The following is a 22,917-nucleotide window of genomic DNA, read 5'->3' on the forward strand; positions in this document are numbered from 1 at the left end:
TTACCGGGTCGTTTCGGTTAGTGGTAGAAGACGGCAGTGATGCCTTCTGGCGTTGTGCTTCTACTGCGCTCCAATGCGGGCCGCTCGGGCAAGGATGTCTAACATAATCAATAAGGGTGCTTTGAATGGAATTTCTGCAAAACCTAGTCAATAGCGTCAACGGTCTCGTCTGGGGACCGCCCATGCTGGTGCTGATTCTAGGCACTGGTTTCTTCCTCATGGTCATGCTCAAGTTCATGCCTCTGGTGCGTATCGGCACCGGTTTCGCCCTGATCTGGCGCGGACGCGTCAAGGGCGATGAAGACACGGGCGAGATCAGTCCATTTCAGGCACTCATGACCTGTCTGGCGGCCACCGTCGGTACCGGTAATATTGCTGGTGTCGCCACCGCCATCTTCCTCGGTGGGCCGGGTGCGCTGTTCTGGATGTGGTGTACGGCGCTGGTGGGTATGGCGACCAAGTACTGCGAAGTGGTGCTGGCCGTGCATTACCGCGAGAAGGATGACCGCGGCGAGCATGTCGGTGGCCCGATGTATGCCATCAAGAATGGTCTGGGCAAGAAGTGGCTGTGGCTCGGCGGGGCATTCGCGATCTTTGGTGGGCTGGCTGGCTTCGGCATCGGCAACATGGTGCAGGTGAACAGCATGGCGCTTGCGCTCGAAACCACCTTCTCGGTGCCGCTGTGGCTCACCGGTCTGGTCACTATGGTGGTTGTTGGTCTGGTGATTCTCGGCGGTATCAAGCGCATTGGCGCAGTGGCCGCTGCACTGGTGCCTTTCATGTGCGTTGCCTACATCATTGCCGGTATCGTCGTGTTGGTGGTCCATGCCTCCGAGATCCCGGCGGCCTTCGATCTGATCTTCACCCACGCCTTTACACCCATCGCAGCCACTGGCGGGTTCGCCGGTGCGGCGGTCATGGCCGCTATTCGCTTCGGTGTAGCGCGCGGTATCTTTTCCAATGAGGCAGGTCTGGGAACAGCAGGTATTGCCCAAGCGGCCGGCACTACTAAAAGCTCTGTGCGCTCCGGAATGATCGGCATGATGGGTACCTTCATCGATACCATCATCATCTGTTCCATTACCGGTCTCGCGATCGTTTGTTCCGGCGTCTGGACCAGTGGCGAAAGCGGCGCGGCATTGTCTGCCGCAGCCTTTGAATCGGCCATGCCTGGATTCGGTGGCGCCGTATTGACCATCGCTCTGGTGGTCTTCGCCTTTACCACCATTCTGGGCTGGAGCTACTTCGGCGAAAAATGCTGGGAATTCATGATGGGCACCAAAGCGATCTGGCCATTCCGCGTCGTCTGGGTATTGGCAGTGCCCTTCGGCGCGATCGCACAGCTCGACTTCGCCTGGCTGCTGGCAGATACCCTTAACGGTTTGATGGCGATTCCCAACCTGATCTCGCTGATTCTGCTTAGCCCTGTCGTGGTCAAGTTGACCAAGGAATACTTCGCCCGCAAGCAGGCAATCTAAGCAAACTGGGCCGCAGGGCAGTCTTGCGGCCCATGACTAAGAGGAGTTCACATGACTGAAGTAACCCTGAAAGGCGCCCCGATCCAGGTCGCTGGCACATTCCCACAGGGCGGCCAGAAAGCGAGGCCATTTAGCCTGGTAGGCGGTGATCTGTCAGATATCACGCTGGAGAGCTTTGCCGGTAAGCGCAAGGTTTTGAACATTTTCCCGAGTATCGATACGCCGACTTGCGCTACATCGGTACGCAAGTTCAATGCTCAGGCCAACGAACTGGCCAACACCGTGGTGCTATGCATCTCCGCGGATTTGCCATTCGCGCAGAAGCGTTTCTGCGGTGCTGAAGGTTTGGAAAATGTAGTGAATCTGTCGACCATGCGTGGCCGCGAGTTCCTCGAAGACTACGGCGTGTTGATCGCCAGCGGCCCGCTCGCCGGGGTATCCGCACGCGCGGTCGTGATCCTGGACGAGCAGGACCAGGTGCTCTACAGCGAATTAGTGCCGGAGATCGGCAGCGAGCCGAATTACGACGCAGCTATCGCCGCACTCAAATAAGAGGTCATTAGAGAGGCGGTGCAACGCCGTCTCTCTAGTAACTGATTACTGGCGACAATAAACCCCACTCATCCCTTATCACTCCGCGCCAATGTCAATTGGCTGCTAGCCGCTCCTCCCCTTATTTTCCTCATGCTGATGTGCCCGACATTGTTATCGCGATGGCGATAGGCCAGATTTTGTTTGCTTCCCGCAAAATCTTTCTATGCTGTTGTGGTCTTAGCTTTCATTGCCAAACTGAATGGATTCCCTCATGCCACTTTCTCCTCCTAAAAAGATCGGTATTTCGGGCACAGGAATGATCGCCCACTGCCTCATCCGCCTAATCGACCGGCACTATCAGGACATGCATGTTTCTCGCGTGCTGACGCGGCGGCCGTTGAGTTCGTTCACCGACTTTCCACTCGCTGAGCGGCTCACCAATTCCATCGATCATCTCATCGACGAGGCTGACCTGATCATCGAATGCAGCGGTGATGTTTTCCACGGTACGGAAGTCATCGAGCGTGCGTTCGAAGCAGGGTTGCCAGTCGTTACGGTAAACGCCGAGCTACAGGTGACGACAGGTTCTTATCTGGCTGGGAAGGGCTTGCTCACAGAGGCAGAAGGCGACCAGCCGGGCTCGCTGGCGGCGTTGCATGAAGAAGCCTTGATGATGGGTTTCAAGCCGCTGGTATACGGCAACATGAAGGGCTATCTGAATCACGATCCGACACTGGAAGACATGATGTTCTGGTCGAAGCGCCAAGGCATCAGCATCGACCAGACGACGTCCTTTACCGATGGCACCAAGGTACAGATCGAGCAGGTGATCGTAGGGAACGGCTTGGGCGCAAGCATTACCAAACAGGGCCTGGGCGGAATGGCTTCGACCAACCTGACCGAAACCGGCAACGTGCTGGGCATGATGGCTGATCGTCTCGGCCAACCCTTCGTTGACTACGTGATCCCTTCCGGATACTCGGCCGGGGGTGTGTTTCTGGTCTGCCGACATGACGATAACCAACAGGCTGCCCTCGAATACTTCAAGCTCGGGCCGGGTCCTTATTACACCTTGGTGCGCCCGTTCCACCTGTGCTCACTCGAGGTTGGCAAAACCGTACGCCGTGTGCTCAATGGCGGTGGCGCGCTGCTGAACAATTCAACTACACCGACGCTCGGTGTGGCTGCAATTGCCAAGCGCACGATGCGCCCGGGTGAGCTGATCGAGCGCGGCATTGGCGGTTTCCAGTTCCGTGGCGAGGCGGTGAAGCTCGACGAGAATCCCCATCACGTGCCGATTGGACTATTGCGCAAGACAGTGCTCAAGCGTGCGATCGAGCCGGGCCAGTTGATCACGTTCGATGATGTCGACATTCTGCCGAGCCGTGCGCTGGATATCGTCATGCGGCAGCGTGCGGAACGCATCGCCAGGAGCAAGCAAACATCAGGAGCGAGCCGGGAACCAGGCGGGATGGTAGCGACAGGCAGCTGAACGTTGCTGTAAGAAGAGAAGGCCGCGAATGCGGCCTTCTTTATATAAAGAAAAGGATTACTGCTGGATCAATCCTTGCGGTAAGTCAGCATGACGATGCCGAAGATGACGATGGCGCCACCGAGAATCTGACCCGCCGCGAGCATCTGATCGAGCACCAGCCAGCCCATGATCAAGGTCGCCAAGGGTTCGATGTTCATCACCGGTGCGTTGCGCGACATGTTGAGTCTTGGCACGGAAACGAACAGCGTAATGAATGCCGCGCCATAGAGCCCGACCAGCACTGCCAGCGCTGTCCAGCCGGTGCCACTCTGCGGCAACGACAGCCCGCCAGGCAGCAGGCCGCTGACCCCGGCAAGGTTGGCGCTGCTGAATACGATCAGCATGGTCAACAGGCTGCGCACCGATCCGCGTACCTGCGACAGCTTGTGGTCGGTGATCCAGAGCGCTAGAGCGAAAACGCTGGCGGCACAGAATGCGAGCGCGACCCCGAGAATCCATTCTGGTCCTGCGTCTTCGCTGGAAGAGAGGCGTGCCGGCACTTCCAGGACGAATATCAGGCCGACCAGTATCAAGCCCATCAGCAACGCAGTGCGCGCTGTGGGGCGCGCCCCTCCCAAGGCCCATGTCAGCAAGGCCAGCAGGATCGGGAACACATTGGCCACCAGTAGCGCCAATGCCACAGGAACCCGCGCCACGGCTGAATACAGACAGTGAATCACCCCGGGTTTCGTGGAGGCCTCAACTCTTGAGAAGATGAGGCCATGAGAAAGACTACTACCTACTCCCCTGAAGTCCGTGAGCGTGCTGTGCGCATGGTTCTGGAACACCTGAACGACTATCCGTCCGAGTGGGCAGCCATTGAGGCCATCGCTCCGAAGATTGGCTGTGCCGCGCAAACCCTGCATGGCTGGATTCGTCGCCAGCAGACCGATGCGGGGCAGCGCCCCGGTCAGACCAGTGAAGAGCGCGAGCGCATCAGAGCCCTAGAGCGCGAAAACCGCGAACTGCGTAAGGCAAACGAGATATTGCGCCTGGCCAGTGCGTATTTTGCCCAGGCGGAGCTCGACCGCCGCACCAAGTCCTGAGGGCGTTTGTCGATCAGCATCGTGACCGTCTCGGGGTCGAGTCGATCTGCCGCGTGTTGCAGATCGCCCCGTCCGGTTACCGCAGGCACGTGGCTCAACAGCGCAACCCGGCACTGCGCTGTTGTCGTGCTCAGCGCGATGACGCATTGACCCTGGAAATCCAGCGAGTGTGGGATGCCAATATGCAGTGCTATGGCGCGGTGAAGGTCTGGAAGCAGCTGCGGCGAGAAGGCATCGAGGTCGCCAGATGCACGGTGGAGCGGTTAATGCGTCGGGCCGGATTGCAGGGCATTAGACGTGGCCAGATCGTGCAGACAACGGTGGCCGGCGACAAGGCCCTTTGCCCGCTGGATCGTGTCCAACGCCAGTTCCATGCCGACCGCCCGAACCAGTTGTGGGTGTCGGACTTCACCTATGTATCGACCTGGCAGGGCTGGCTGTACGTGGCGTTCGTGATCGACGTCTTTGCACGGCGGATCGTCGGCTGGCGAGTCAGTACCAGCATGAAGACAGACTTCGTACTGGATGCCCTAGAGCAAGCCTTGTATGCCCGTCAGCCGCATTGCTCGGGTGGTCTGATCCATCACAGCGACCGTGGAAGCCAGTACGTCTCGATCCGCTATACCGAACGGCTGGCAGAGGCCGGCATTGAGCCTTCGGTTGGCAGCAAGGGAGACAGCTACGACAACGCCTTGGCCGAAACCATCAACGGGTTGTACAAGGCCGAGCTGATTTACCGTCAGTCATGGAAGAGCCGCGAAGCCGTCGAAATGGCGACTTTGAAATGGGTGCACTGGTACAACCACCAACGCCTGCTGAGCTCAATCGGATATATCCCGCCTGCGGAGGCTGAGGCAAACTTCCACCAGCAACAAGCAGGTCAGGCCATGGCGGCCTGACTTAAACGAAACGGCCTCCACAAAACCCGGGGCGATTCAACAGATGCTTTGAGTGGCGATCAACAAGCCCAACAGCAACTGCCAGCGCCAGGCACCGGGCGCCAGGCGGATGCTCTGTCGCTGCCAGAAAACCAGCCCGGCCAGAACAATGAGCGTACCGCCCGAACGCAACAGGATTGCCAACAACACGCCCGCGCCGTCATCGAAGGCAACCCGCGCCGCGACATGGTTACCGGCGAACCCGCAGCCGAGGCAGACGAGTATCAACACTGCGATATGGCGCGGAAAAGTTACGGGTACGTCGGGAGTAGCTATAGCAGTCATGTCGAGTTCCGATCCTAATAATCAAACGCCAGCCCTATAGGCTGGCGTAGGTGAACATTGAGCGGTGAGACCGCCCGCCCTGCGAACAGGGCGGGCGGCGTCGCGTTACAGCACTACACTCGGCAGCCACAGGGAGATTGCCGGAATGTAGGTGACAGCCATCAGCACCAGGAACAGCGCGGCATAGAAGGGTAACAGCGCCTTGATGGTGTTTTCGATGGTGACCTTGCCAATGGCGGCACCGACGAACAGCACCGCTCCCACCGGCGGAGTGATCAGGCCGATACCGAGGTTGACCAGCATGATCATGCCGAAATGCACCGGATCGACCCCGATATCGGTGATCACGGGCATCAGGATCGGTGTGAGGATGAGAATAAGCGGAGCCATATCCATCAGCGTACCGAGTGCCAGCAGCATGAAGTTGATGCACATGAGGATCACGTAGCGGTTGTCCGACAGGGTCAGGAACATCGATGTGATTTTCGAGGGGATCTGCATCAACGTCATGATGTAGCCGAAGGCACCTGCAAAGGCGATCAGGATCATCACTATCGACAAGGTCCGCACTGTGCGATGCAACAGCTTGGGCAGTTCGCGCCATTTGTAATCGCGGTAGATGAACATGGTCACGAAGAATGCCCAGAGCACTGCGATCGCCGCGGACTCGGTCGCGGTGAAAACACCGCTGAGAATGCCGCCCAGGATGATCACCATGGTGAACAGTCCCCAGAGCGCATCGACGCAGATTTTCAGTGCCTGGCGTAGTGGAATGACTTCGCCCTTGGGGTAGTTACGCTTTTTGGCGAATATCAGGCAAAGCCCCATCATCACCGCGCTGAGCAGCAGGCCTGGGCCGATACCGGCGATGAACAGTGAGGCGATGGAAACGGTGCCGCCAGCGGCCAGCGAGTAGAGCACCGAGTTGTGACTTGGTGGCGTCAACAGCGCCTGAACCGAACCGCTCACGGTTACGGCGGTGGAAAACTCACGGGGATAGCCCTTGCGTTCCATTTCCGGAATGAGGACAGAGCCGACCGAGGCCGTATCGGCCAGGGAAGAGCCGGAGATAGCGCCGAAGAAGGTCGAGGCCATGATATTGACCAGCGACAACCCGCCTCGGACAAAGCCAACCAGCACGCTGGCGAAGGCCACCAGGCGCCGAGACATGCCGCCTTCGGCCATGATGGCGCCAGCCAGCACGAAGAATGGAATAGCCAACAAGGAGAATTTGTTGATGCCGCCAGCAATCTGAATCATCACTGCGTGCAAGGGAATATCGATCCACCAGGCGCCTGCCAGCGCAGCCAGGCCCAGCGAATAAGCGACGGGGACGCGCAGGAAAATCAAGACGATGAAGCTGCCTACCAGTATGAGCGCATCCATTTAGAGTGTTTCCTTGCTGTCTTCGAAAAGCTCGAAATTGACCGAGCGACGATGGCGTTGATCGCCGAAGCAGAGCTTCTCAACGATGAAGATCAGACTCAGGAAGCCGCCGATGGCAATGGGTGAGTAAGCGATGCCCACGCGTAGCGTTGGCAAGGTGCTCATATATTGATTCCAGGTGGCGACGCACAGTTTGATGCCCCAGATCAGCATGAACAGGCAGATTGCGGCCATCAGGAACTGAACCAGAAGATCAATGTAACGCTGCCAGGAAGCGGGCATGCGATCCGTCAAAGTGGTGACCGCCATGTGCGCACCGGCACGATAGCTGGCCGCCGCGCCGACGAAGGTAAAGATGGCCATTAGCAGTATCGCCACTGGTTCGGGCCAGCCGGCACCAGTGCGCAGTACATAGCGGGCAAAAATGCCCCATGGAATGATCAGGGCCATGGCCGTAATGGACAAACCGGCAACCCAGATACAGCTGAGGTAGATCACGTCATTGACGCGTAGTAAGGAATTTTTCATGAGGCTTCACCGCGAGCACGACGCCGGCTGCGGGCCGGCGTCGCGAGGTTCTTCTGAACGACCTATTACTGGACGGCTTCGATACGCTTGATCAGATCGGTGTAGGCGGCGCCGTACTTTTCGCGTACCGGGGCGGTGGCATCGTAGAAGGGCTTCTTATCGACTTCGATGAATTCCACGCCTGCGGCTTTGAGCTTTTCTTCGCTGCTGGCGGATTTTTCATCCCAGAGCTTGCGCTCTTCCTGCTGCGCTTCCTTAGCGTACGTCTTCACCAGTTCCTGTTGCTCCGGGGTGAGCTTGTTCCAGGCCGTCTTGGACATGACGATAGGCTCGGGAAGAATCAGGTGACCGGTCAGGGTGTAATGCTTGGCTGTGCGGTAATGGTTGTGCTCGAGCAGCGTCGGCGGGTTGTTTTCGGCACCGTCGACGACGCCGGTCTGCAGTGCGCTGAAGATTTCCGCGGTATCCATCGCCACGCCCTGAGCGCCCATGGCATTCAGCGTATCGATGAACAGCGGGTTGCCAATCACCCGGATCTTCATGCCCTTGAGATCTTCGATGCTGCGTACCGGCTCCTTGGTGTAGATGTTGCGGACGCCGCCATCCATCCATGCCAGACCGACCATGTTGAATTCGGAGTCAGTGATCTTGTCGAGAAGCTCCTGGCCGATTTCGCCATCAATGACCTTGCGCATGTGTTCGTGATCGCGGAACACGAACGGCATGTTGAAGGCGTTGACGTCGGACACCACCGGACCGAGCGTGCCGAGGCTGACTCGGGTCATCTGGACGGCGCCGATCTGGAGCTGTTCGACCACTTCTTTTTCCGAGCCCAGCACGCCGCCGGAGAACATCCGGTACTTCAGTTCGCCATCGGTGGCGTCTTCGAGTTTCTTGCCCAGGTTTTCCATGGCCACGACGGTCGGATAACCGGCTGGATGAACCTCGGCCATTTTCAGCGTGGTGGCGGCTTGTGCGAGGCCCGGCAGACACAGGGCGAAGGGAAGCGCGGCGATGAGCAACTTGCGTTTGAAGTTCATGTGAATCTCCATCTTGTTGTTGTTGATGTTGCAGCGTTGCGAGCGACAAGGTCGGGCGACTGCGGGCCTGTCCTTGGTGGGTGAAGCGTTAGCGGAAGCGGGGTTCCTCCATTCCGGCGACGCCGGGTTGCAGCGCGAATACGCCGCCAGCCAGTGGCTGGTCGGAGAGGTCACCGCCTGGGCGAATGGATGTGACGAACAGAGTGTCCAAGCCAGGGCCGCCAAAGGCGCACATGGCAGGTTTCTTTACCGGCACTTCGAGCGAGTGGTCGAGACGACCGTCAGGTGTGAAGCGATGAATCAGGCCTGCGTCGTTACCGCAGATCCAGTAGCAGCCGTCGATGTCGACGGCTGCGCCATCCGGGCGACCGGGATACTGGTTCATGTCCACGAACAGCCGGCGATTGCTCGGCGTACCACTTTCGATGTCGTAATCGAAGGCCCAGATTTTCTGCACGGTGGGGTGGGAGTCCGACAGATACATGGTGCGGCCATCGGGACTGAAGCCGAGTCCGTTGGGTACGATGAAATCGTTCAGGCGTGCACTGAGCGGATCACTGTCGACGGCACCGTCGAGCCGATACAGCGCGCCTGCGGAAATGCCGGCGGCCATATCCATGACCATGGTTCCCGCCCAGAAGCGCCCCTGGCGGTCGCAGCGGCCATCATTGAAACGCATGTTGCCGTGGCCATGCTGCACACCGGCCAGGCGTGTGGCGTGAAGGGAGCCGTCGTCCTGCGGAGTAAGATCGAAATAGCCGTTTTCCATGCCGGCGACCCAGCGATTGCCTTCACCCTCACGGCGAGCGATGCAAGCGATCATCTGGTCGGCTGTCCAACGGGTTACCTTGGCGTCCGCCGCCTGCCAGCGCAGCAGGTGGCGGTTGGGAATATCGACCCAGTAGAGCGCTTGTTCATGCGCGACCCAGACCGGACTTTCTCCAGTGGCGTTCTGCGCATCGACTATCAGTTCTGCTTGGTTTGCCATGGCGATTCTCTGTCGTTGTTCTCGGCGTGGCGGGAAGAGTCAATCGTCGAACGGACCTGCTTCGCAGAAGGCGCCGCCCTGGTAGATCAAGGCAGGATCATTGGCAGCGTAGGGCGGTTGCGCTTCAACCTTCTCGCGGAACACCTCGGATGTGTCCTTGGGTTCGAAGCCCAGATGGGCCGCCATGTGGTTGTCCCACCAGACGTCACGGTTCGCCGATGCGCCGTAGACAACGGTGTGCCCGACGTTTGGGGTGAATAGCGAACGCTCGATCAGGTCGGTCAGGTCGCGGTAGCTCAGATAGGTGGCCATCATTCGGCGGTTGAGCGGTTCGGGGAACGAAGAGCCAATGCGGATGCTGACGGTCTCGATGCCGTAGCGATCGAAGTAGAAGCTTGCCATGTCCTCACCGTAGGACTTGGACAGGCCGTAGTAACTGTCCGGACGGCGTGCGACGCTGGCGTCGATTTTTTCGGTCTGCTTGTAGAAGCCGATCACATGGTTGGAGCTGGCGAAGACAACGCGTTTGATGTCGTGCTTGCGTGCGGCTTCGTAGACATGAAACACGCCGCGAATGTTGCCTTCGAGAATTTCCTCGAAAGGCCGCTCGACCGATACCCCACCAAAATGCGCGATGGCATCGACGCCTTCGCAGAGGGCATGTACGGCGGCTTTGTCGGCGAGGTTACAGGTCACTACCTCTTCGTGAGGGCCAGCAGCGGGCTCCATCGAGGCGATATCGGAGAGGCGAATGATATTGGCGTAAGGGCGAAGCGTTTCGCGTAGCACCTTGCCCAAACCTCCTGCCGCTCCCGTTAGCAGGAGGCGATTGAAGGGTGTGGCAGTGGTTGTCTTACTTGTCATGAGGATCTGCCTGTCGCTTATTGTTTTAATGTCATCGGTTGTCAGATGACTTGTGCTCGATTATTTGCGCCGCCGTAGGTGTTTGTCAACCCGCTGAGCGAATAACGCTTCATCAAACGATCTATGAAATAGCCTTCCACCGGCTAGGTACTGGAGGCCACGAAATAACCATCCAGTGCGGACTTGCGAGCACTCCGCCAGTAGTATCGACCACCACGCTAACTATCCGTACGGCGTTTTCACATCCCACTAAAGTCGTGATGGCCAGCACACCGGCGTGTAGCGGGAAAGCTCCGATATTCCACTCAGGTTGTATGATGACGGAGTCGCGTTACAAGCTCTGGCCGAGTGCATCGGCAAACCCTTGTTGGCAGCTTCACCAAACAAAGGGCCGCGCCAAAGGGCGCGGTCGGCGGTCTAGCACAACTCCCAATCTCTGCCGCAACTGGGGGTTGTTTCAGGCGCCCTGCAACTTGGTTACGGCACTCCTTTGGTGGCGCAGCGCGGTCACTAGATGCCATAGCACCGACGCAAGCGCCAGCAACAGGAAACTGGCCGAGATCGGATTCGTTAAAAAGCCCATGAAGTCACCATCCGACAGCATCAGGCCGCGACGCAGATTGGTCTCGGCCATCGGGCCCAGGATGAAACCAATGATGAATGGCGCCGCGGGCATCCCGCCTTTGACGAAGCCGTATCCGATCAGGCCGAACAGCAGAATGGTCCAGACATCGAACACGCGACTGCTCAAGCCGAAAGCACCTACCACGCATAGAACCAGGATGATCGGCAGCAGAATATGCTTGGGCACGGCCAGCAGTTTGATGAAGATCCGTAGCCCATAGAACTCCAGCACCAACATCAAAACCGAGGCCAGGATCAGGGCCGCGAAGATGGTGTAGACCAGCTCGCCCTGGCTGATGAACAGCAGCGGTCCGGGCTGAATGCCGTGGATCATGAAGCCACCGAGCAGGATCGCGGTGACGGTGTCCCCTGGAATACCGAGCGTCATCAGCGGAATCATGGCGCTGCCGATGCCTGCGTTGTTCGCGGTTTCACTGGCGACCACGCCTTCGACGGCGCCCTTGCCGAACTGCTCGGGATGTTTGGAGCGCTTCTTCGCAATGATGTAGGAGACGATGTTCGACGTGCCTGCGCCGATACCCGGCAGGATGCCGATACCGATACCGATCAATCCTGAGCGGAACGCGTTTGGAATCTGCCCGAAAAACTCCCTGAGTGAAAAGCCGAAGCCCTTAACGTTCTTCATGCTTACAGAGGCGACCTTGGTTTTGTGCGCTGCCCGGCCGGTCTCGGCGATCTTGATCACCTCTGCCACCGCGAACATACCGATCATGACCGTCAACATGGCGAAGCCACCGTTCAGGTTGGGCGAGTCGAAGGTGAAGCGGCGAATGGCGTCGACTGGCGCGATGCCTACGGTGGAGAACGCAAAACCCAGGACGCCAGCATAAATGCCTTTAAGCAGCGAGCCGGTGGAGAGCGTCGCAATCAGCGTTAGCGAGAAGATCGCAATGGCAAAGTATTCGTGCGGCCCGAAGCGCAAGGCGATTTTGGCCAGTGAAGGGGCAATCGAAAGCAGGGCGACGATGCTGAAGATGGTGCCGAGAAAGGAGAACACCACACCCACACCAAGCGCCTTCAACCCTTCACCTTTTTCCATCATCGGCCCACCATCGAAGGTGGTGGCGATGGAGGCGGGCGTTCCGGGAATCTTCAGCAGAATCGCCGAAATCAAGCCTCCCGAGGTGGCGCCAACGAACAGCGCGACCAGCAGCGACAGCCCGGCGGCAGGACCCATGGCATACGTGAGCGGCAGACAGAGCGCAATCGCCATCGTCGCCGACAATCCGGGGACCGCACCAAAGACGATGCCGACGGCTACGCCAAGCGTGATCAGGATGAAAATGTAGGGGGAAAAGACCGCGGCGAAGCCGGTCTGGAAGAGTTCGATCATGTCCGTCTCCTAGAATTTCAAAAAGCCGGCCGGGAGCATCAGATCGAAGCCCTGGCGGAAGGTGACGAAAATGACGGCCGATGACACCAGCGCAATGACGATATAAGCGACATGGTTGATCTTCCGCTCGCGCGGAGTGATCACGATGAACTGCGCATACAGATACAGCACAGTCATGATCGGAAAGCCGACTTTCTGCAGCAACGCAACGTACACGGCGATCAATCCCAGTGTCTTGAACACGGTGGGGTAGTCCGGCGGCGTGCTGTCAGGTAGTTCTGCATCTGCGTCTGGGTCTGCCGGGGGCTGTGTGGCCTTGGTCGCGGTCAGCAGTTGCAGCACACCGAGCAGGCATAGCCCGATCGACAGAACGTAGGGAACGGTGGCAGCGTCAATGGCGCCTTTGCGCGGAAGGTTCATGGTCAGGAACAGGTAGAACAGGCCGGCGCCCAGCATCAGCGCTCCGACCAGTAACTCCTTTCTCTTATAGGTATGCATGGCGATTCTCGTATCGGAGGGAGAATTGCCGGGCGCAGGGCGCGTGCCCGGCATCGTGTCGCGGTGCTTACTTGCTTTGGCGCAACTCGTCCTTGTATTCCATGAAGTCTTCGCGAGTGTTCTTCAGGCGCTCTATGGACTCCTCCTTGCCGAAATAGCTGACTGGCTGTTTGAAGGATTTGCGCAACTCATCGGCGTACTCGGGCATTTCGGTGATCTGTTTTACGATGCCTGCCATTTTGTCCACGATGGCCGGGTCGGTGCCGTCCGGAAAGGCAACGATGTAGGGCTTATCCATGACGAAGTCGACGCCTTGCTCTTTGAACGTCTTGACGTCTCCGAGCAATGGGTTGCGCTCGTCGTTGGGTTGGCCGAGAGCCACCATCTCGCCGCTGGCAATGTAGTCCTGAACGGACCCGTAGCTGATTGCGGCGAGGTCGATACGGCTACCCAACAGCGCGACGACCTTCTCGGAAACCGTACCGGCGTCGACCATCTTCAGCTTGGTGTCGGTCAGGCCCTCGAACTTCAAGCCCTGCAGGTGCGAGTAGCTGCCCATCTCGGTGCCATAGGTCACGCTGCTTGGCTCGGCCTTGGATTTGGAGATCAGATCGTCCAGCGAGGTCAGGCCGGAGCTTTTCGAAGCGACGAAAATAGCCCCCTTGTCGACGCCTGCAATGCAACAGATGTCGAAGGCATCGAGGCTGTCTTCGCTCAATCCCGCCACTTCGTTGACGATCATCTGCCCGGTGTGGGTGAACAGAATAGTGTTGCCATCCGGATCGGCCTGCTTGACCTGTTCGGCGGCGAGGGTGCCGCCGCCACCGGCTACGTTGGTGATGACCATCGCTTCGCCGGTGATCTTGGTGAAGTACTTGGCCATGGTGCGGGCATTGAAGTCGGTATCACCGCCGGCATTGGCGATGACGACGACCTGAACCGGACGCGTGGGCCATTCGGCCTCGGCGGCAAACGCGCCGCTGACGGCAGTTGCCAGTACGGCGGACACAAGGGAGGCGCTAATTGCTTTTTTCATTGTCAAGTCTCTCCGGTCGGGGGTGCGGCGCTTCGTCTTATCGTTCTGCTTGGCTCGCGTTGGGGTCATGAACGGCCCAGGCTGGGGCGCTTGGGGTCGTATTTCCAGCCTGGCGCCAGATACTGCATAGCCATGGCGTCGTCACGGGCGCCAGTGGCGACTTTGTTGTAAAGCTCGTGCGCGGCCATGATCCGGTCCATGTCCGGCTCGATACCAAGGCCCGGCTTGTCCGGCACTTGTACTTCGCCACCGACGATTTGCAGGGGCTCGCGAGTCAGGCGCTCCTGGCCTTCCTGCCATATCCAGTGGGTGTCGATCGCGGTGATCTTGCCGGGCGCAGCCGCGGCGGCGTGAGTGAACATCGCCAGGGAAACATCGAAGTGATTGTTGGAGTGCGAACCCCAGGTCAGGCCGAACTGCTCGCATAGCTGAGCGAGTCGCACCGAGCCGCTCATGGTCCAGAAGTGCGGATCGGCCAGCGGAATATCGACGGCATCCAGGCGGAACGAATGCCCCATTTGCCGCCAGTCGGTGGCCACCATGTTGGTGGCGGTCGGGATACCGGTTGCGCGCTTGAATTCGGCCATGATTTCACGACCGGAGTAACCATTTTCCGGTCCGCAAGGATCTTCGGCATACGCGAGGATATGGCCTTGGCCCTTGCACAGTTCGATGGCCTCGGCCAGTGACCAGGCGCCATTAGGGTCCAGCGTGACGCGCGCGTCAGGGAAGCGCGCCTTGACGCCGGCGATCGCCTGCATTTCTTCGCTGCCGCGCATCACGCCGCCCTTGAGTTTGAAATCCTTGAAGCCGTAGCGCGCCGCGGCGGCCTCCGCCAGCCGAACGATTGATTCGGGTGTGACTGCCTCTTGATGACGGATGTGGTACCAGTCATCGGCCGAACCCGTACCGGCGAGATAGGGCAGGTCGGTGCGATCGCGATCCCCTATATAGAAGAGGTACGCCAGCATCGGCACGCTGTCACGTTGCTGTCCATTGCCGAGCAGCTCTGCCACAGGCACGTCGAGATGCTGGCCGAGCAGGTCGAGGAGGGCGGCTTCGACCGCAGTGATGACATTGTCCAGCCGCAGGTTGATCTCGTGCGGCTGCTTTAATACAGCGGCTTCCGCCTCCGAGGTGACCTGATGCTGAGTAGTCTGTGGACCACCAGCCGAGCCACCGGCAATGGCATGGCGCAACGTATTCAATACTCGGTTGTAACGACCGATCTGCTGACCAATCACCAGCCCCTTGGTACGTTCGAGCGCCTGTCGGACGCCTTCACCTCCAGGCACTTCACCGATACCGGTACGGCCGGCGCTGTCTTTGAGGATCACCAGATTGCGGGTGAAATACGGAGAGTGCGCGCCGCAGAGGTTGAGCAGCATGCTGTCGTAACCTGCCACCGGAATCACCTGCATTTCAGTTACCGCCGGGGTCGCCGTCTTTGCGTCTAGCATCTGCTGCATAGCTCCTTGATTGTTGTTGTGAGCGAGGGTTGATCAGTTGTGTATCGCGAGGGCCGAGCGTCTCCGTGCCAGCTTTGCAGCAGCGGGGCAGCCCGGACTGACGGTGAGGTCGATTTGATCTGTAACGTGAAAAGCGAACAGTGCAGAGCTCATCGATCCCGCAAACGGAACTCGACGCGTAAGAGACAGCTTGATCGCTAGAGGAGGGCGGGAGTGATTCATGGCTCTTGAGCTCTGTTTTTGTTATACGTTGTCGTATGACTTGATTGATTTTTTAGCAGCGCTCTGGGTGGATGTCAAACAATTGAAACGTCCCAAACAGCATCTTTGCGATTCATCGGTTAAGCAGCCTTATTGCGTTTTGGTACTGCTTTGCCATCGAAGCATCATCGGACGTCTACCGCTCGCTCCATGTCGTTCAGAGGCGCTGCCATGAGCCGCTCGAGAAACTTTCTATAAACGGCTAGCATTCATAATAGTTGTACGATAACGTATCTCCAAGGCTGCGGCCCCACTCATACCGATTAGTTTCATTAGGATGCTCGAACAATGAATCCACAAGAACTGAAGGCCATCCTCTCTTCTGGTCTGCTGTCCTTCCCGCTCACCGATTTCGACCAGCAGGGCGACTTCAACCGTGCCGGTTATATCAAGCGCCTGGAATGGCTGGCGCCTTATGGTGCGACGGCGCTTTTCGCTGCGGGTGGCACTGGCGAATTCTTCTCGCTGACACCTCAGGAATATCCGGACATCATCAAGACCGCTGTCGATACTTGCGCCGGGCAGGTGCCGATCCTCGCTGGTGTCGGCGGCCCGACTCGTCAGGCCATCGCCTATGCCCAGGAAGCGGAGCGTCTGGGGGCGAAAGGTCTGCTGTTGCTGCCTCACTACTTGACTGAAGCCAGCCAGGAAGGTGTCGCCAAACACGTCGAGGAGGTGTGCAAGTCGGTCAATATCGGTGTGGTGGTCTACAACCGCAACGTTTGCCGCCTGACTGCGCCGCTGCTCGAGCAACTGGCCGAACGCTGCCCCAACCTGATCGGTTACAAGGACGGCCTGGGCGATATCGAGCTGATGGTGTCCATCCGTCGTCGTCTCGGCGAGCGTCTGACCTATCTGGGTGGCCTGCCGACTGCCGAAGTCTATGCCGCGGCATACAAGGCACTCGGCGTTCCGGTCTATTCATCGGCGGTGTTCAACTTCGTTCCGAAGATGGCGATGGAGTTCTACCATGCCGTCGCCCGCGAGGATCACGAAACCGTCGGTAAGCTGATCGATGATTTCTTCCTGCCGTATCTCGACATCCGCAACCGTTGCAAGGGCTACGCGGTCAGCATCGTCAAGGCCGGCGCGCGTATCTCTGGTTACGATGCCGGCCCGGTTCGCGCACCCTTGACCGAGCTGCGACCTGAAGAATACGAAGCGCTCGCCGCTTTGGTCGAAAAGCAGGGCGCTCAATAACGGTCCAGCCCGATCTATCACTCGCCCCACCCGCCGCCGGCGCCCGCCATCCATTGGCATGGCGCGGTCGGCGGACCTCACGCAGGAGAGAGCTCCGTGGCAGACGTAAAACGTTACGACAACTACATCGATGGCCAGTGGGTAACCGGCAAGAACTATCAGGCCAACATCAATCCATCCGATCTCTCGGACGTCATCGGCGAATACGCCCAGGCGGACGCTGCACAGGTCGAGGCCGCCGTCACAGCAGCACGCAAGGCATTCCCGGCGTGGTCTACGTCGGGCATCCAGGCACGCGCTGATGCGCTTGAGAAAGTCGGTCTGGAAATCCTTGCCCGCCGCGAAGAGCTGGGCGCGCTCCTGGCGCGCGAAGAGGGCAAGACATTGCCCGAAGCCATCGGTGAAGTGGCTCGCGCCGGTAACATCTTCAAGTTCTTCGCTGGCGAATGCCTGCGTCAGGCCGGCGAAACCCTGCAGTCGGTCCGTCCGGGCGTGAGCGTCGAGGTGACCCGTGAGCCACTGGGCGTGATCGGCCTGATCACCCCTTGGAACTTCCCCATCGCCATTCCGGCCTGGAAGATCGCTCCGGCGCTGGCTTACGGCAACTGCGTGGTTATCAAGCCGGCTGATCTGGTCCCTGGCTGCGCCTGGGCCATCGCCGAAATCATTTCCCGCGCAGGCTTTCCGGCAGGCGTGTTCAATCTGGTGATGGGCAAGGGCCGTGAAGTCGGCGAAGCCATCGTCAACGACAAACGCGTCGATGGCGTCAGCTTCACCGGCTCGGTCGGTGTCGGCCGTGGCATCGCCGCGACCTGTGTAGGCCGTCATGCCAAGGTTCAGCTGGAGATGGGCGGCAAGAATCCGCAGATCATCCTCGATGACGCCGACCTCAACACCGCCGTCGAACTGGCCACCCAGAGCGCCTTCTATTCGACCGGCCAGCGCTGCACCGCGTCCAGCCGCATTATCGTCACCGAAGGCATTTACGACCGTTTCGTCGAAGCCATGATCGAGCGCATCAAGAAGATCAAGGTCGGTTCGGCCCTGGAGCAGGGCGTGGACGTCGGTCCGGTGGTTTCCGAGGCCCAGCTGGAACAAGACCTGCGGTACATCGAAATCGGCAAGGAAGAGGGCGCACGCCTGGCCTGTGGTGGAGAACGCGTCAAGTGCGGCACCGAAGGTTACTTCCTCGCGCCGACACTGTTCGTCGACAGCACCGCCGACATGCGCATCAGCCGTGAAGAGATCTTCGGACCGGTGGCCAACGTGGTCCGCGTGAAGGATTACGACGAAGCCCTGGCGATGGCCAACGACACCGAGTTCGGGCTGTCCGCAGGCATCTGCACCACCTCGCTGAAGTACGCCAATCACTTCAAGCGTCATTCCCAGGCCGGGATGGTGATGATCAACCTGCCGACTGCCGGCGTGGATTACCACGTGCCGTTCGGTGGCCGCAAAGGCTCGTCCTACGGCCCACGCGAGCAAGGGCGCTATGCCCAGGAGTTCTACACGACGGTGAAGACCACCTACATCGGCTGATCAGCCGTGCCGCTTCATGTGACGCAACTCGCCGAGTCGCTCGAGCAGCTCGGCAAGTTGCAATCCATGGCGGCAAAGTCGTTTTTCGCGCAGCGGACCATAAGAACAATAGAGAGAAGCGTATGAACAATTCTGCGAATCGAGGCGCTCCGGTCGTCACCGAACTTCAGGTGGTTCCGGTCGCCGGTCAGGACAGCATGCTGCTCAATCTGAGCGGCGCACATGGTCCGTATTTCACCCGCAACATCCTCATTCTCAAAGACAGCGCCGGCAATACCGGAGTCGGTGAAGTCCCCGGTGGCGAGGCGATTCGCCAGACCCTGGAAGATGCACGCTCCATCCTTGTCGGTCAGTCGGTCGGCAATTACAACGCTCTTCTGAATCAGGCGCGCAAGGCTTTTGCCGACCGCGATGTTGGCGGTCGCGGCCTGCAGACCTTCGATCTGCGTATTGCCATCCATGCCATCACTGCGCTGGAGTCGGCCCTGCTCGACTTGCTCGGTCAGCACCTCGGCGTGCCGGTTGCGGCCCTGCTCGGAGACGGTCAGCAGCGCGACGAAGTCGAGATGCTCGGCTATCTGTTCTTCATTGCCGATCGCAACAAGACTGACCTCGGTTACCGAGACGAGTCGGACGCCAGCGATAACTGGTTCCGCGTACGCAACGAAGAAGCGCTGACCCCCGAGACGGTCGTTCGCCAGGCCGAAGCAGCCTACGAGCGTTACGGCTTCAAGGATTTCAAACTCAAGGGTGGCGTGTTGCCGGGCCGCGAAGAGGTCAAGGCGATCCGCGCGCTGGCCGAGCGTTTCCCCGATGCACGCATCACTCTGGACCCCAACGGGGCCTGGTCACTGGCCGAAGCCATCGAGCTGTGCAAAGACCTGCACGGTGTCCTGGCCTATGCCGAAGACCCGTGCGGTGCCGAGAACGGGTACTCCGGTCGTGAAGTCATGGCCGAATTCCACCGCGCCACTGGCCTGCCGACTGCAACCAACATGATCGCCACCGATTGGCGTCAGATGGGCCATACCGTTCAGTTGCAGTCGGTGGATATTCCGCTTGCCGATCCGCATTTCTGGACCATGAGCGGTTCGGTGCGCGTTGCGCAGATGTGCCATGACTGGGGCCTGACCTGGGGCTCGCATTCCAACAATCATTTCGACATTTCGCTGGCGATGTTCACCCACGTGGCCGCCGCGGCGCCGGGCAAAATCACCGCGATCGACACCCATTGGATCTGGCAGGACGGCCAATATCTGACCCGTGAACCGTTGCAGATCGTTGGCGGCAAGGTCGCCGTGCCGGCCAAGGCGGGTCTTGGTGTAGAGCTGGATCAGGATGCGCTGCATAAAGCCCATGAGCTGTATCTGGAGAAAGGGCTTGGCGCACGCGACGATGCCATCGCCATGCAGTTCCTGATCCCGGATTGGACGTTCAACAACAAGCGGCCCTGCATGGTGCGTTGACCAGTAGGGTGGGGCGGCTTGTGAGTTTCGGTGGGCTGAAGCCCACCCTACGGCTGACACGCTCACTCATGGCATCTGTAGGGTGGGCTTTAGCCCACCAAATCCCAACGCACAGCTCACCGATACGAACAACAATTCCAACCGGCCTGCTCCGGAGACGTAAATGAACGAAACCGTGCAATTGATTCAGCATCAAGACTCGCCTCGTTATATCCGCCTGAACGAAGCGGATAACGTGGCCGTGGTGGTCAACGATGGTGGCGTACCGACCGGAGCTCGCTTCGAAGATGGGTTGGTCACGGTCGAATCGGTGCCGCAGAGTCACAAGGTCGCTTTGGTAGACATCGCCCCTGACCAGCCGGTACGTCGTTACGGCCAGATCATCGGTTACGCGCTCGAACCTATCGCCCGCGGTTCATGGGTCAAGGAAACCCAGCTGCGCATGCCCTCAGCGCCGCCGCTCGACAGTCTGCCCATGGCCGACGCCGTACCGCAGCGGCTCGAGCCGCTCGAAGGCTTCACCTTCGAAGGCTACCGTAACGCCGATGGCACCGTCGGCACGCGCAACGTGCTCGGCATTACCACCACCGTGCAATGCGTGACCGGCGTGCTCGATCATGCGGTCGCGCGCATTCGCAAGGAGCTGCTGCCCAAGTACCCCAACGTCGACGATGTCGTCGCGCTGACGCATAGCTATGGTTGTGGCGTGGCGATCAGCGCCAAGGACGCCTACATTCCGATCCGCACCGTGCGCAATCTTGCGCGCAATCCGAATCTTGGCGGCGAAGCCCTGGTTATCAGCCTCGGCTGCGAGAAGCTGCAGGCCGAGCAGGTGATGCACGAGGGCGACGCCTCGGTCGATCTCAGCGAGCCCTGGCTCTACCGCCTGCAAGAGTCCACCACCGGCTTTGGGGAAATGATCGAACAGATCATGGCGCTGGCCGAAACGCGGTTGCAAAAGCTGAATCGTCGCCAGCGCGAAACCGTTCCAGCATCCGAACTGATCCTTGGCATGCAATGCGGTGGCAGCGACGCCTTTTCCGGTATCACCGCCAATCCAGCGCTGGGCTACGCCTCGGATCTTCTGATCCGCGCGGGCGCTACGGTGATGTTTTCCGAAGTGACCGAAGTGCGCGACGCCATCTACATGCTCACCTCACGCGCCGAAACGCCAGAAGTGGCCGAAGCGCTGGTGCGTGAAATGGACTGGTACGACCAATACTTGGAGCGCGGCGCGGCGGATCGCAGCGCCAACACCACGCCTGGCAACAAGAAGGGTGGCCTGTCCAATATCGTCGAGAAATCCTTGGGCTCCATCGTCAAGTCCGGCAGCAGCGCCATCAATGACGTACTCGGCCCAGGCGAACGCTTCAGCGGCAAGGGCCTGATCTATTGCGCGACACCGGCCAGCGATTTCGTCTGCGGCACGCTTCAGTTGGCTGCGGGGATGAACCTGCACGTGTTCACCACCGGACGTGGTACGCCTTATGGCTTGGCCATGGCTCCGGTAGTCAAGGTCTCGACCCGCACCGAACTGGCCGAGCGCTGGCCAGACCTGATCGACGTGGACGCCGGGCGCATCGCCACAGGGCGTTCCAGCATTGAGGAGTTGGGCTGGGAGCTGTTCCACTACTACCTGGATGTCGCCAGCGGCCGGAAGAAGACCTGGGCCGAGCAACACAAAATTCACAACGACATCACTTTGTTCAACCCAGCACCCATCACCTGATTGCCCCGTCAGGTTGAGCCAATAGCACATCCCTGTACCCTGCGCTGGAACCGAATCGCCATTCTTTTCGAGGTAGTCCCGTGACCTGCATTCTCCAGCTTGGCCCCCTTACCGAACGTTTCAACCGCAGCCTAGCTGCGGATCATGAGGTGCTGCGCATCTGGGAGCAGGATGCCGATGCGTTTTTTGATCGTCAGGCTCACCGTATCGAGGTCGTGGTGACCTCCGCGCGTTTCGGGTGCTCGGCGGCTCTGATCGAACGCTTGCCCAACTTGCGCGCGATCATCAGCTTCGGTGTCGGCTATGACTCCATCGACGTGGCGGCGGCGCGGGCGCGCGGCATTCCTGTGAGCAACACGCCGGACGTGCTCAACGATTGCGTGGCGGATCTGGCGTTCGGGCTGATCATCGACTGTGCACGGCAGATGTCGCGTGCCGACCGCTTTGTCCGCGCGGGCGAATGGCTTTCCGGCGGTTTACCGCTGGCGACCAGTGTCAGCGGCAAACGGCTCGGTATCGTCGGCCTTGGCCGCATCGGCGAGGCGGTAGCCAAGCGCTCGAGTGGTTTCGACATGCAGGTGCGTTACCACAACCGTCGACCGGTTGATGGCAGCGCTTACGGTTATGAGTCGAGTCTGATCGAGCTGGCGCGCTGGAGCGATTTTCTCGTGCTGACTTGCCCGGGCGGGGCGAGCACTCGCAACCTGATCGATCGGGACGTATTGGACGCGCTTGGCCCGAACGGCATCCTGATCAACGTGTCGCGCGGTTCGGTCGTGGATGAGCCAGCACTGGTCGAGGCGCTGCTCGAAGGGCGGCTGGGCGGCGCGGGGCTCGACGTCTACGCTGAAGAGCCCAAGGTGCCGCCGGCTTTGTTCGAGCTACCCAATGTCGTCCTGTTGCCGCATATCGGCAGTGCCACTGCGGAAACGCGGCTGGCAATGGAAGAGCTGTTGTTCGCCAATCTACGTGCGTTTCTCGAACGTGGAGAGGTGCTGACAGCAGTCTGAGCGCACTCACCGGTACGCTGCAGACTGAGGCGATGCTAGTCGCCACGGCGCTTGGCCAAAAGCTCGGGGCCGACACCTTTAGAGTTGTCCTTATGGCGCTGCCATGCCGC

18 protein-coding genes, 2 pseudogenes and 1 other annotated feature are annotated in these 22,917 nt (G+C 59.5%); of the genes and pseudogenes, 9 read left to right on the forward strand and 11 right to left on the reverse strand.

The window, feature by feature from the left end; translation table 11 throughout:
• Positions 1–125: 125 nt before the first annotated feature.
• The 3 genes from GYM54_RS02615 (at position 126) to GYM54_RS02625 (ending at position 3,504) form a co-directional block, all read left to right on the forward strand.
• Positions 126–1,478: a sodium:alanine symporter family protein gene (locus GYM54_RS02615; RefSeq protein ID WP_197444769.1), complete on the forward strand. Its 1,353-nt coding sequence runs from the start codon at positions 126–128 to the stop codon at positions 1,476–1,478.
• A gap of 51 nt (positions 1,479–1,529) precedes the next feature.
• Positions 1,530–2,030 carry a thiol peroxidase gene (gene tpx, locus GYM54_RS02620; RefSeq protein WP_197444770.1) on the forward strand — a complete coding sequence of 167 codons (501 nt, stop codon included), beginning with the start codon at positions 1,530–1,532 and terminating at the stop codon, positions 2,028–2,030.
• 298 nt (positions 2,031–2,328) lie between these two features.
• Positions 2,329–3,504, forward strand: coding sequence for an NAD(P)-dependent oxidoreductase (locus tag GYM54_RS02625; RefSeq protein ID WP_197444790.1), 1,176 nt, complete (start codon positions 2,329–2,331; stop codon positions 3,502–3,504).
• Positions 3,505–3,572: 68 nt separating this feature from the next.
• Here GYM54_RS02625 and GYM54_RS02630 read toward each other — a convergent pair.
• Positions 3,573–4,217, reverse strand: a pseudogene (locus GYM54_RS02630) (EamA family transporter); the annotation flags it as partial.
• A 51-nt stretch (positions 4,218–4,268) separates the two neighbouring features.
• On the opposite strand from GYM54_RS02630, the gene GYM54_RS02635 reads away from it, so the two are divergent.
• Positions 4,269–5,491, forward strand: a protein-coding gene (locus tag GYM54_RS02635) for an IS3-like element ISPst4 family transposase (protein ID WP_076611849.1) whose coding sequence is annotated in 2 segments (ribosomal slippage) — positions 4,269–4,554 and positions 4,554–5,491 — 1,224 coding nt in all. Because the reading frame shifts where the segments join, the coding sequence is not laid out codon by codon here.
• Positions 4,547–4,663 (forward strand) — a sequence feature (AL1L pseudoknot). It overlaps the preceding gene by 117 nt.
• A gap of 39 nt (positions 5,492–5,530) precedes the next feature.
• Here the strand turns inward: GYM54_RS02635 and GYM54_RS02640 are convergent.
• From GYM54_RS02640 to GYM54_RS02685, 10 genes and pseudogenes are all read right to left on the reverse strand, one after another.
• Positions 5,531–5,815: pseudogene (locus GYM54_RS02640) on the reverse strand (EamA/RhaT family transporter); the annotation flags it as partial.
• Positions 5,816–5,920: 105 nt separating this feature from the next.
• Positions 5,921–7,201 carry a TRAP transporter large permease gene (locus GYM54_RS02645; RefSeq protein ID WP_197444972.1) on the reverse strand — a complete coding sequence of 427 codons (1,281 nt, stop codon included), beginning with the start codon at positions 7,199–7,201 and terminating at the stop codon, positions 5,921–5,923.
• A complete protein-coding gene (locus tag GYM54_RS02650; protein WP_197444973.1) occupies positions 7,202–7,729 on the reverse strand; it encodes a TRAP transporter small permease in 528 nt (175 codons plus the stop codon).
• Positions 7,730–7,794: 65 nt separating this feature from the next.
• Entirely contained in the window at positions 7,795–8,769 is a 975-nt protein-coding gene (locus GYM54_RS02655; RefSeq protein WP_197444974.1) for a TRAP transporter substrate-binding protein, read from the reverse strand.
• Between the two features lie 88 nt (positions 8,770–8,857).
• Complete coding sequence (locus GYM54_RS02660) at positions 8,858–9,757, reverse strand: SMP-30/gluconolactonase/LRE family protein (RefSeq protein ID WP_197444975.1); 900 nt, start codon at positions 9,755–9,757, stop codon at positions 8,858–8,860.
• A 39-nt stretch (positions 9,758–9,796) separates the two neighbouring features.
• Positions 9,797–10,621 carry an NAD(P)-dependent oxidoreductase gene (locus GYM54_RS02665; RefSeq protein WP_197444976.1) on the reverse strand — a complete coding sequence of 275 codons (825 nt, stop codon included), beginning with the start codon at positions 10,619–10,621 and terminating at the stop codon, positions 9,797–9,799.
• Positions 10,622–11,078: 457 nt separating this feature from the next.
• Positions 11,079–12,599 (reverse strand): tripartite tricarboxylate transporter permease, encoded by a 1,521-nt coding sequence (locus tag GYM54_RS02670; protein WP_131648756.1) that lies wholly within the window; start codon positions 12,597–12,599, stop codon positions 11,079–11,081.
• Between the two features lie 9 nt (positions 12,600–12,608).
• Positions 12,609–13,097 (reverse strand): tripartite tricarboxylate transporter TctB family protein, encoded by a 489-nt coding sequence (locus tag GYM54_RS02675; protein WP_197444977.1) that lies wholly within the window; start codon positions 13,095–13,097, stop codon positions 12,609–12,611.
• A gap of 67 nt (positions 13,098–13,164) precedes the next feature.
• Positions 13,165–14,133: a tripartite tricarboxylate transporter substrate binding protein gene (locus GYM54_RS02680; RefSeq protein WP_197444978.1), complete on the reverse strand. Its 969-nt coding sequence runs from the start codon at positions 14,131–14,133 to the stop codon at positions 13,165–13,167.
• 65 nt (positions 14,134–14,198) lie between these two features.
• Entirely contained in the window at positions 14,199–15,593 is a 1,395-nt protein-coding gene (locus GYM54_RS02685) for an enolase C-terminal domain-like protein (RefSeq protein ID WP_197444979.1), read from the reverse strand.
• A gap of 558 nt (positions 15,594–16,151) precedes the next feature.
• Between GYM54_RS02685 and kdgD the strand changes: the two genes are divergently transcribed.
• The 5 genes from kdgD to GYM54_RS02710 all read left to right on the forward strand — a co-directional run bounded on the left by kdgD (position 16,152) and on the right by GYM54_RS02710 (position 22,807).
• Complete coding sequence (gene kdgD / locus GYM54_RS02690) at positions 16,152–17,063, forward strand: 5-dehydro-4-deoxyglucarate dehydratase (protein ID WP_197444980.1); 912 nt, start codon at positions 16,152–16,154, stop codon at positions 17,061–17,063.
• A gap of 96 nt (positions 17,064–17,159) precedes the next feature.
• Positions 17,160–18,602 (forward strand): aldehyde dehydrogenase family protein, encoded by a 1,443-nt coding sequence (locus GYM54_RS02695; RefSeq protein WP_197444981.1) that lies wholly within the window; start codon positions 17,160–17,162, stop codon positions 18,600–18,602.
• Positions 18,603–18,724: 122 nt separating this feature from the next.
• Positions 18,725–20,068, forward strand: a complete 1,344-nt coding sequence (gudD, locus tag GYM54_RS02700) for a glucarate dehydratase (protein ID WP_197444982.1) — start codon at positions 18,725–18,727, stop codon at positions 20,066–20,068.
• Positions 20,069–20,243: 175 nt separating this feature from the next.
• Positions 20,244–21,797, forward strand: coding sequence for a galactarate dehydratase (gene garD, locus GYM54_RS02705; RefSeq protein WP_131648980.1), 1,554 nt, complete (start codon positions 20,244–20,246; stop codon positions 21,795–21,797).
• Between the two features lie 80 nt (positions 21,798–21,877).
• Positions 21,878–22,807, forward strand: a complete 930-nt coding sequence (locus GYM54_RS02710) for a 2-hydroxyacid dehydrogenase (RefSeq protein WP_197444983.1) — start codon at positions 21,878–21,880, stop codon at positions 22,805–22,807.
• Positions 22,808–22,917: the final 110 nt, after the last annotated feature.

The sequence above is a fragment of the Pseudomonas sp. MTM4 genome (assembly GCF_019355055.1).
Taxonomy (GTDB): Bacteria; Pseudomonadota; Gammaproteobacteria; order Pseudomonadales; family Pseudomonadaceae; genus Stutzerimonas.

Coding starts and splice junctions, on each gene's coding strand:
- GYM54_RS02665 (WP_197444976.1), bottom strand. CDS start 10,621: ATGACAAGTAAGACAACCACTGCCACACCCTTCAATCGCCTCCTGCTA.
- kdgD (WP_197444980.1), top strand. CDS start 16,152: ATGAATCCACAAGAACTGAAGGCCATCCTCTCTTCTGGTCTGCTGTCC.
- GYM54_RS02685 (WP_197444979.1), bottom strand. CDS start 15,593: ATGCTAGACGCAAAGACGGCGACCCCGGCGGTAACTGAAATGCAGGTG.
- GYM54_RS02615 (WP_197444769.1), top strand. CDS start 126: ATGGAATTTCTGCAAAACCTAGTCAATAGCGTCAACGGTCTCGTCTGG.
- gudD (WP_197444982.1), top strand. CDS start 18,725: ATGAACAATTCTGCGAATCGAGGCGCTCCGGTCGTCACCGAACTTCAG.
- GYM54_RS02645 (WP_197444972.1), bottom strand. CDS start 7,201: ATGGATGCGCTCATACTGGTAGGCAGCTTCATCGTCTTGATTTTCCTG.
- GYM54_RS02675 (WP_197444977.1), bottom strand. CDS start 13,097: ATGCATACCTATAAGAGAAAGGAGTTACTGGTCGGAGCGCTGATGCTG.
- GYM54_RS02680 (WP_197444978.1), bottom strand. CDS start 14,133: ATGAAAAAAGCAATTAGCGCCTCCCTTGTGTCCGCCGTACTGGCAACT.
- GYM54_RS02670 (WP_131648756.1), bottom strand. CDS start 12,599: ATGATCGAACTCTTCCAGACCGGCTTCGCCGCGGTCTTTTCCCCCTAC.
- GYM54_RS02650 (WP_197444973.1), bottom strand. CDS start 7,729: ATGAAAAATTCCTTACTACGCGTCAATGACGTGATCTACCTCAGCTGT.
- tpx (WP_197444770.1), top strand. CDS start 1,530: ATGACTGAAGTAACCCTGAAAGGCGCCCCGATCCAGGTCGCTGGCACA.
- GYM54_RS02660 (WP_197444975.1), bottom strand. CDS start 9,757: ATGGCAAACCAAGCAGAACTGATAGTCGATGCGCAGAACGCCACTGGA.
- GYM54_RS02625 (WP_197444790.1), top strand. CDS start 2,329: ATGATCGCCCACTGCCTCATCCGCCTAATCGACCGGCACTATCAGGAC.
- GYM54_RS02655 (WP_197444974.1), bottom strand. CDS start 8,769: ATGAACTTCAAACGCAAGTTGCTCATCGCCGCGCTTCCCTTCGCCCTG.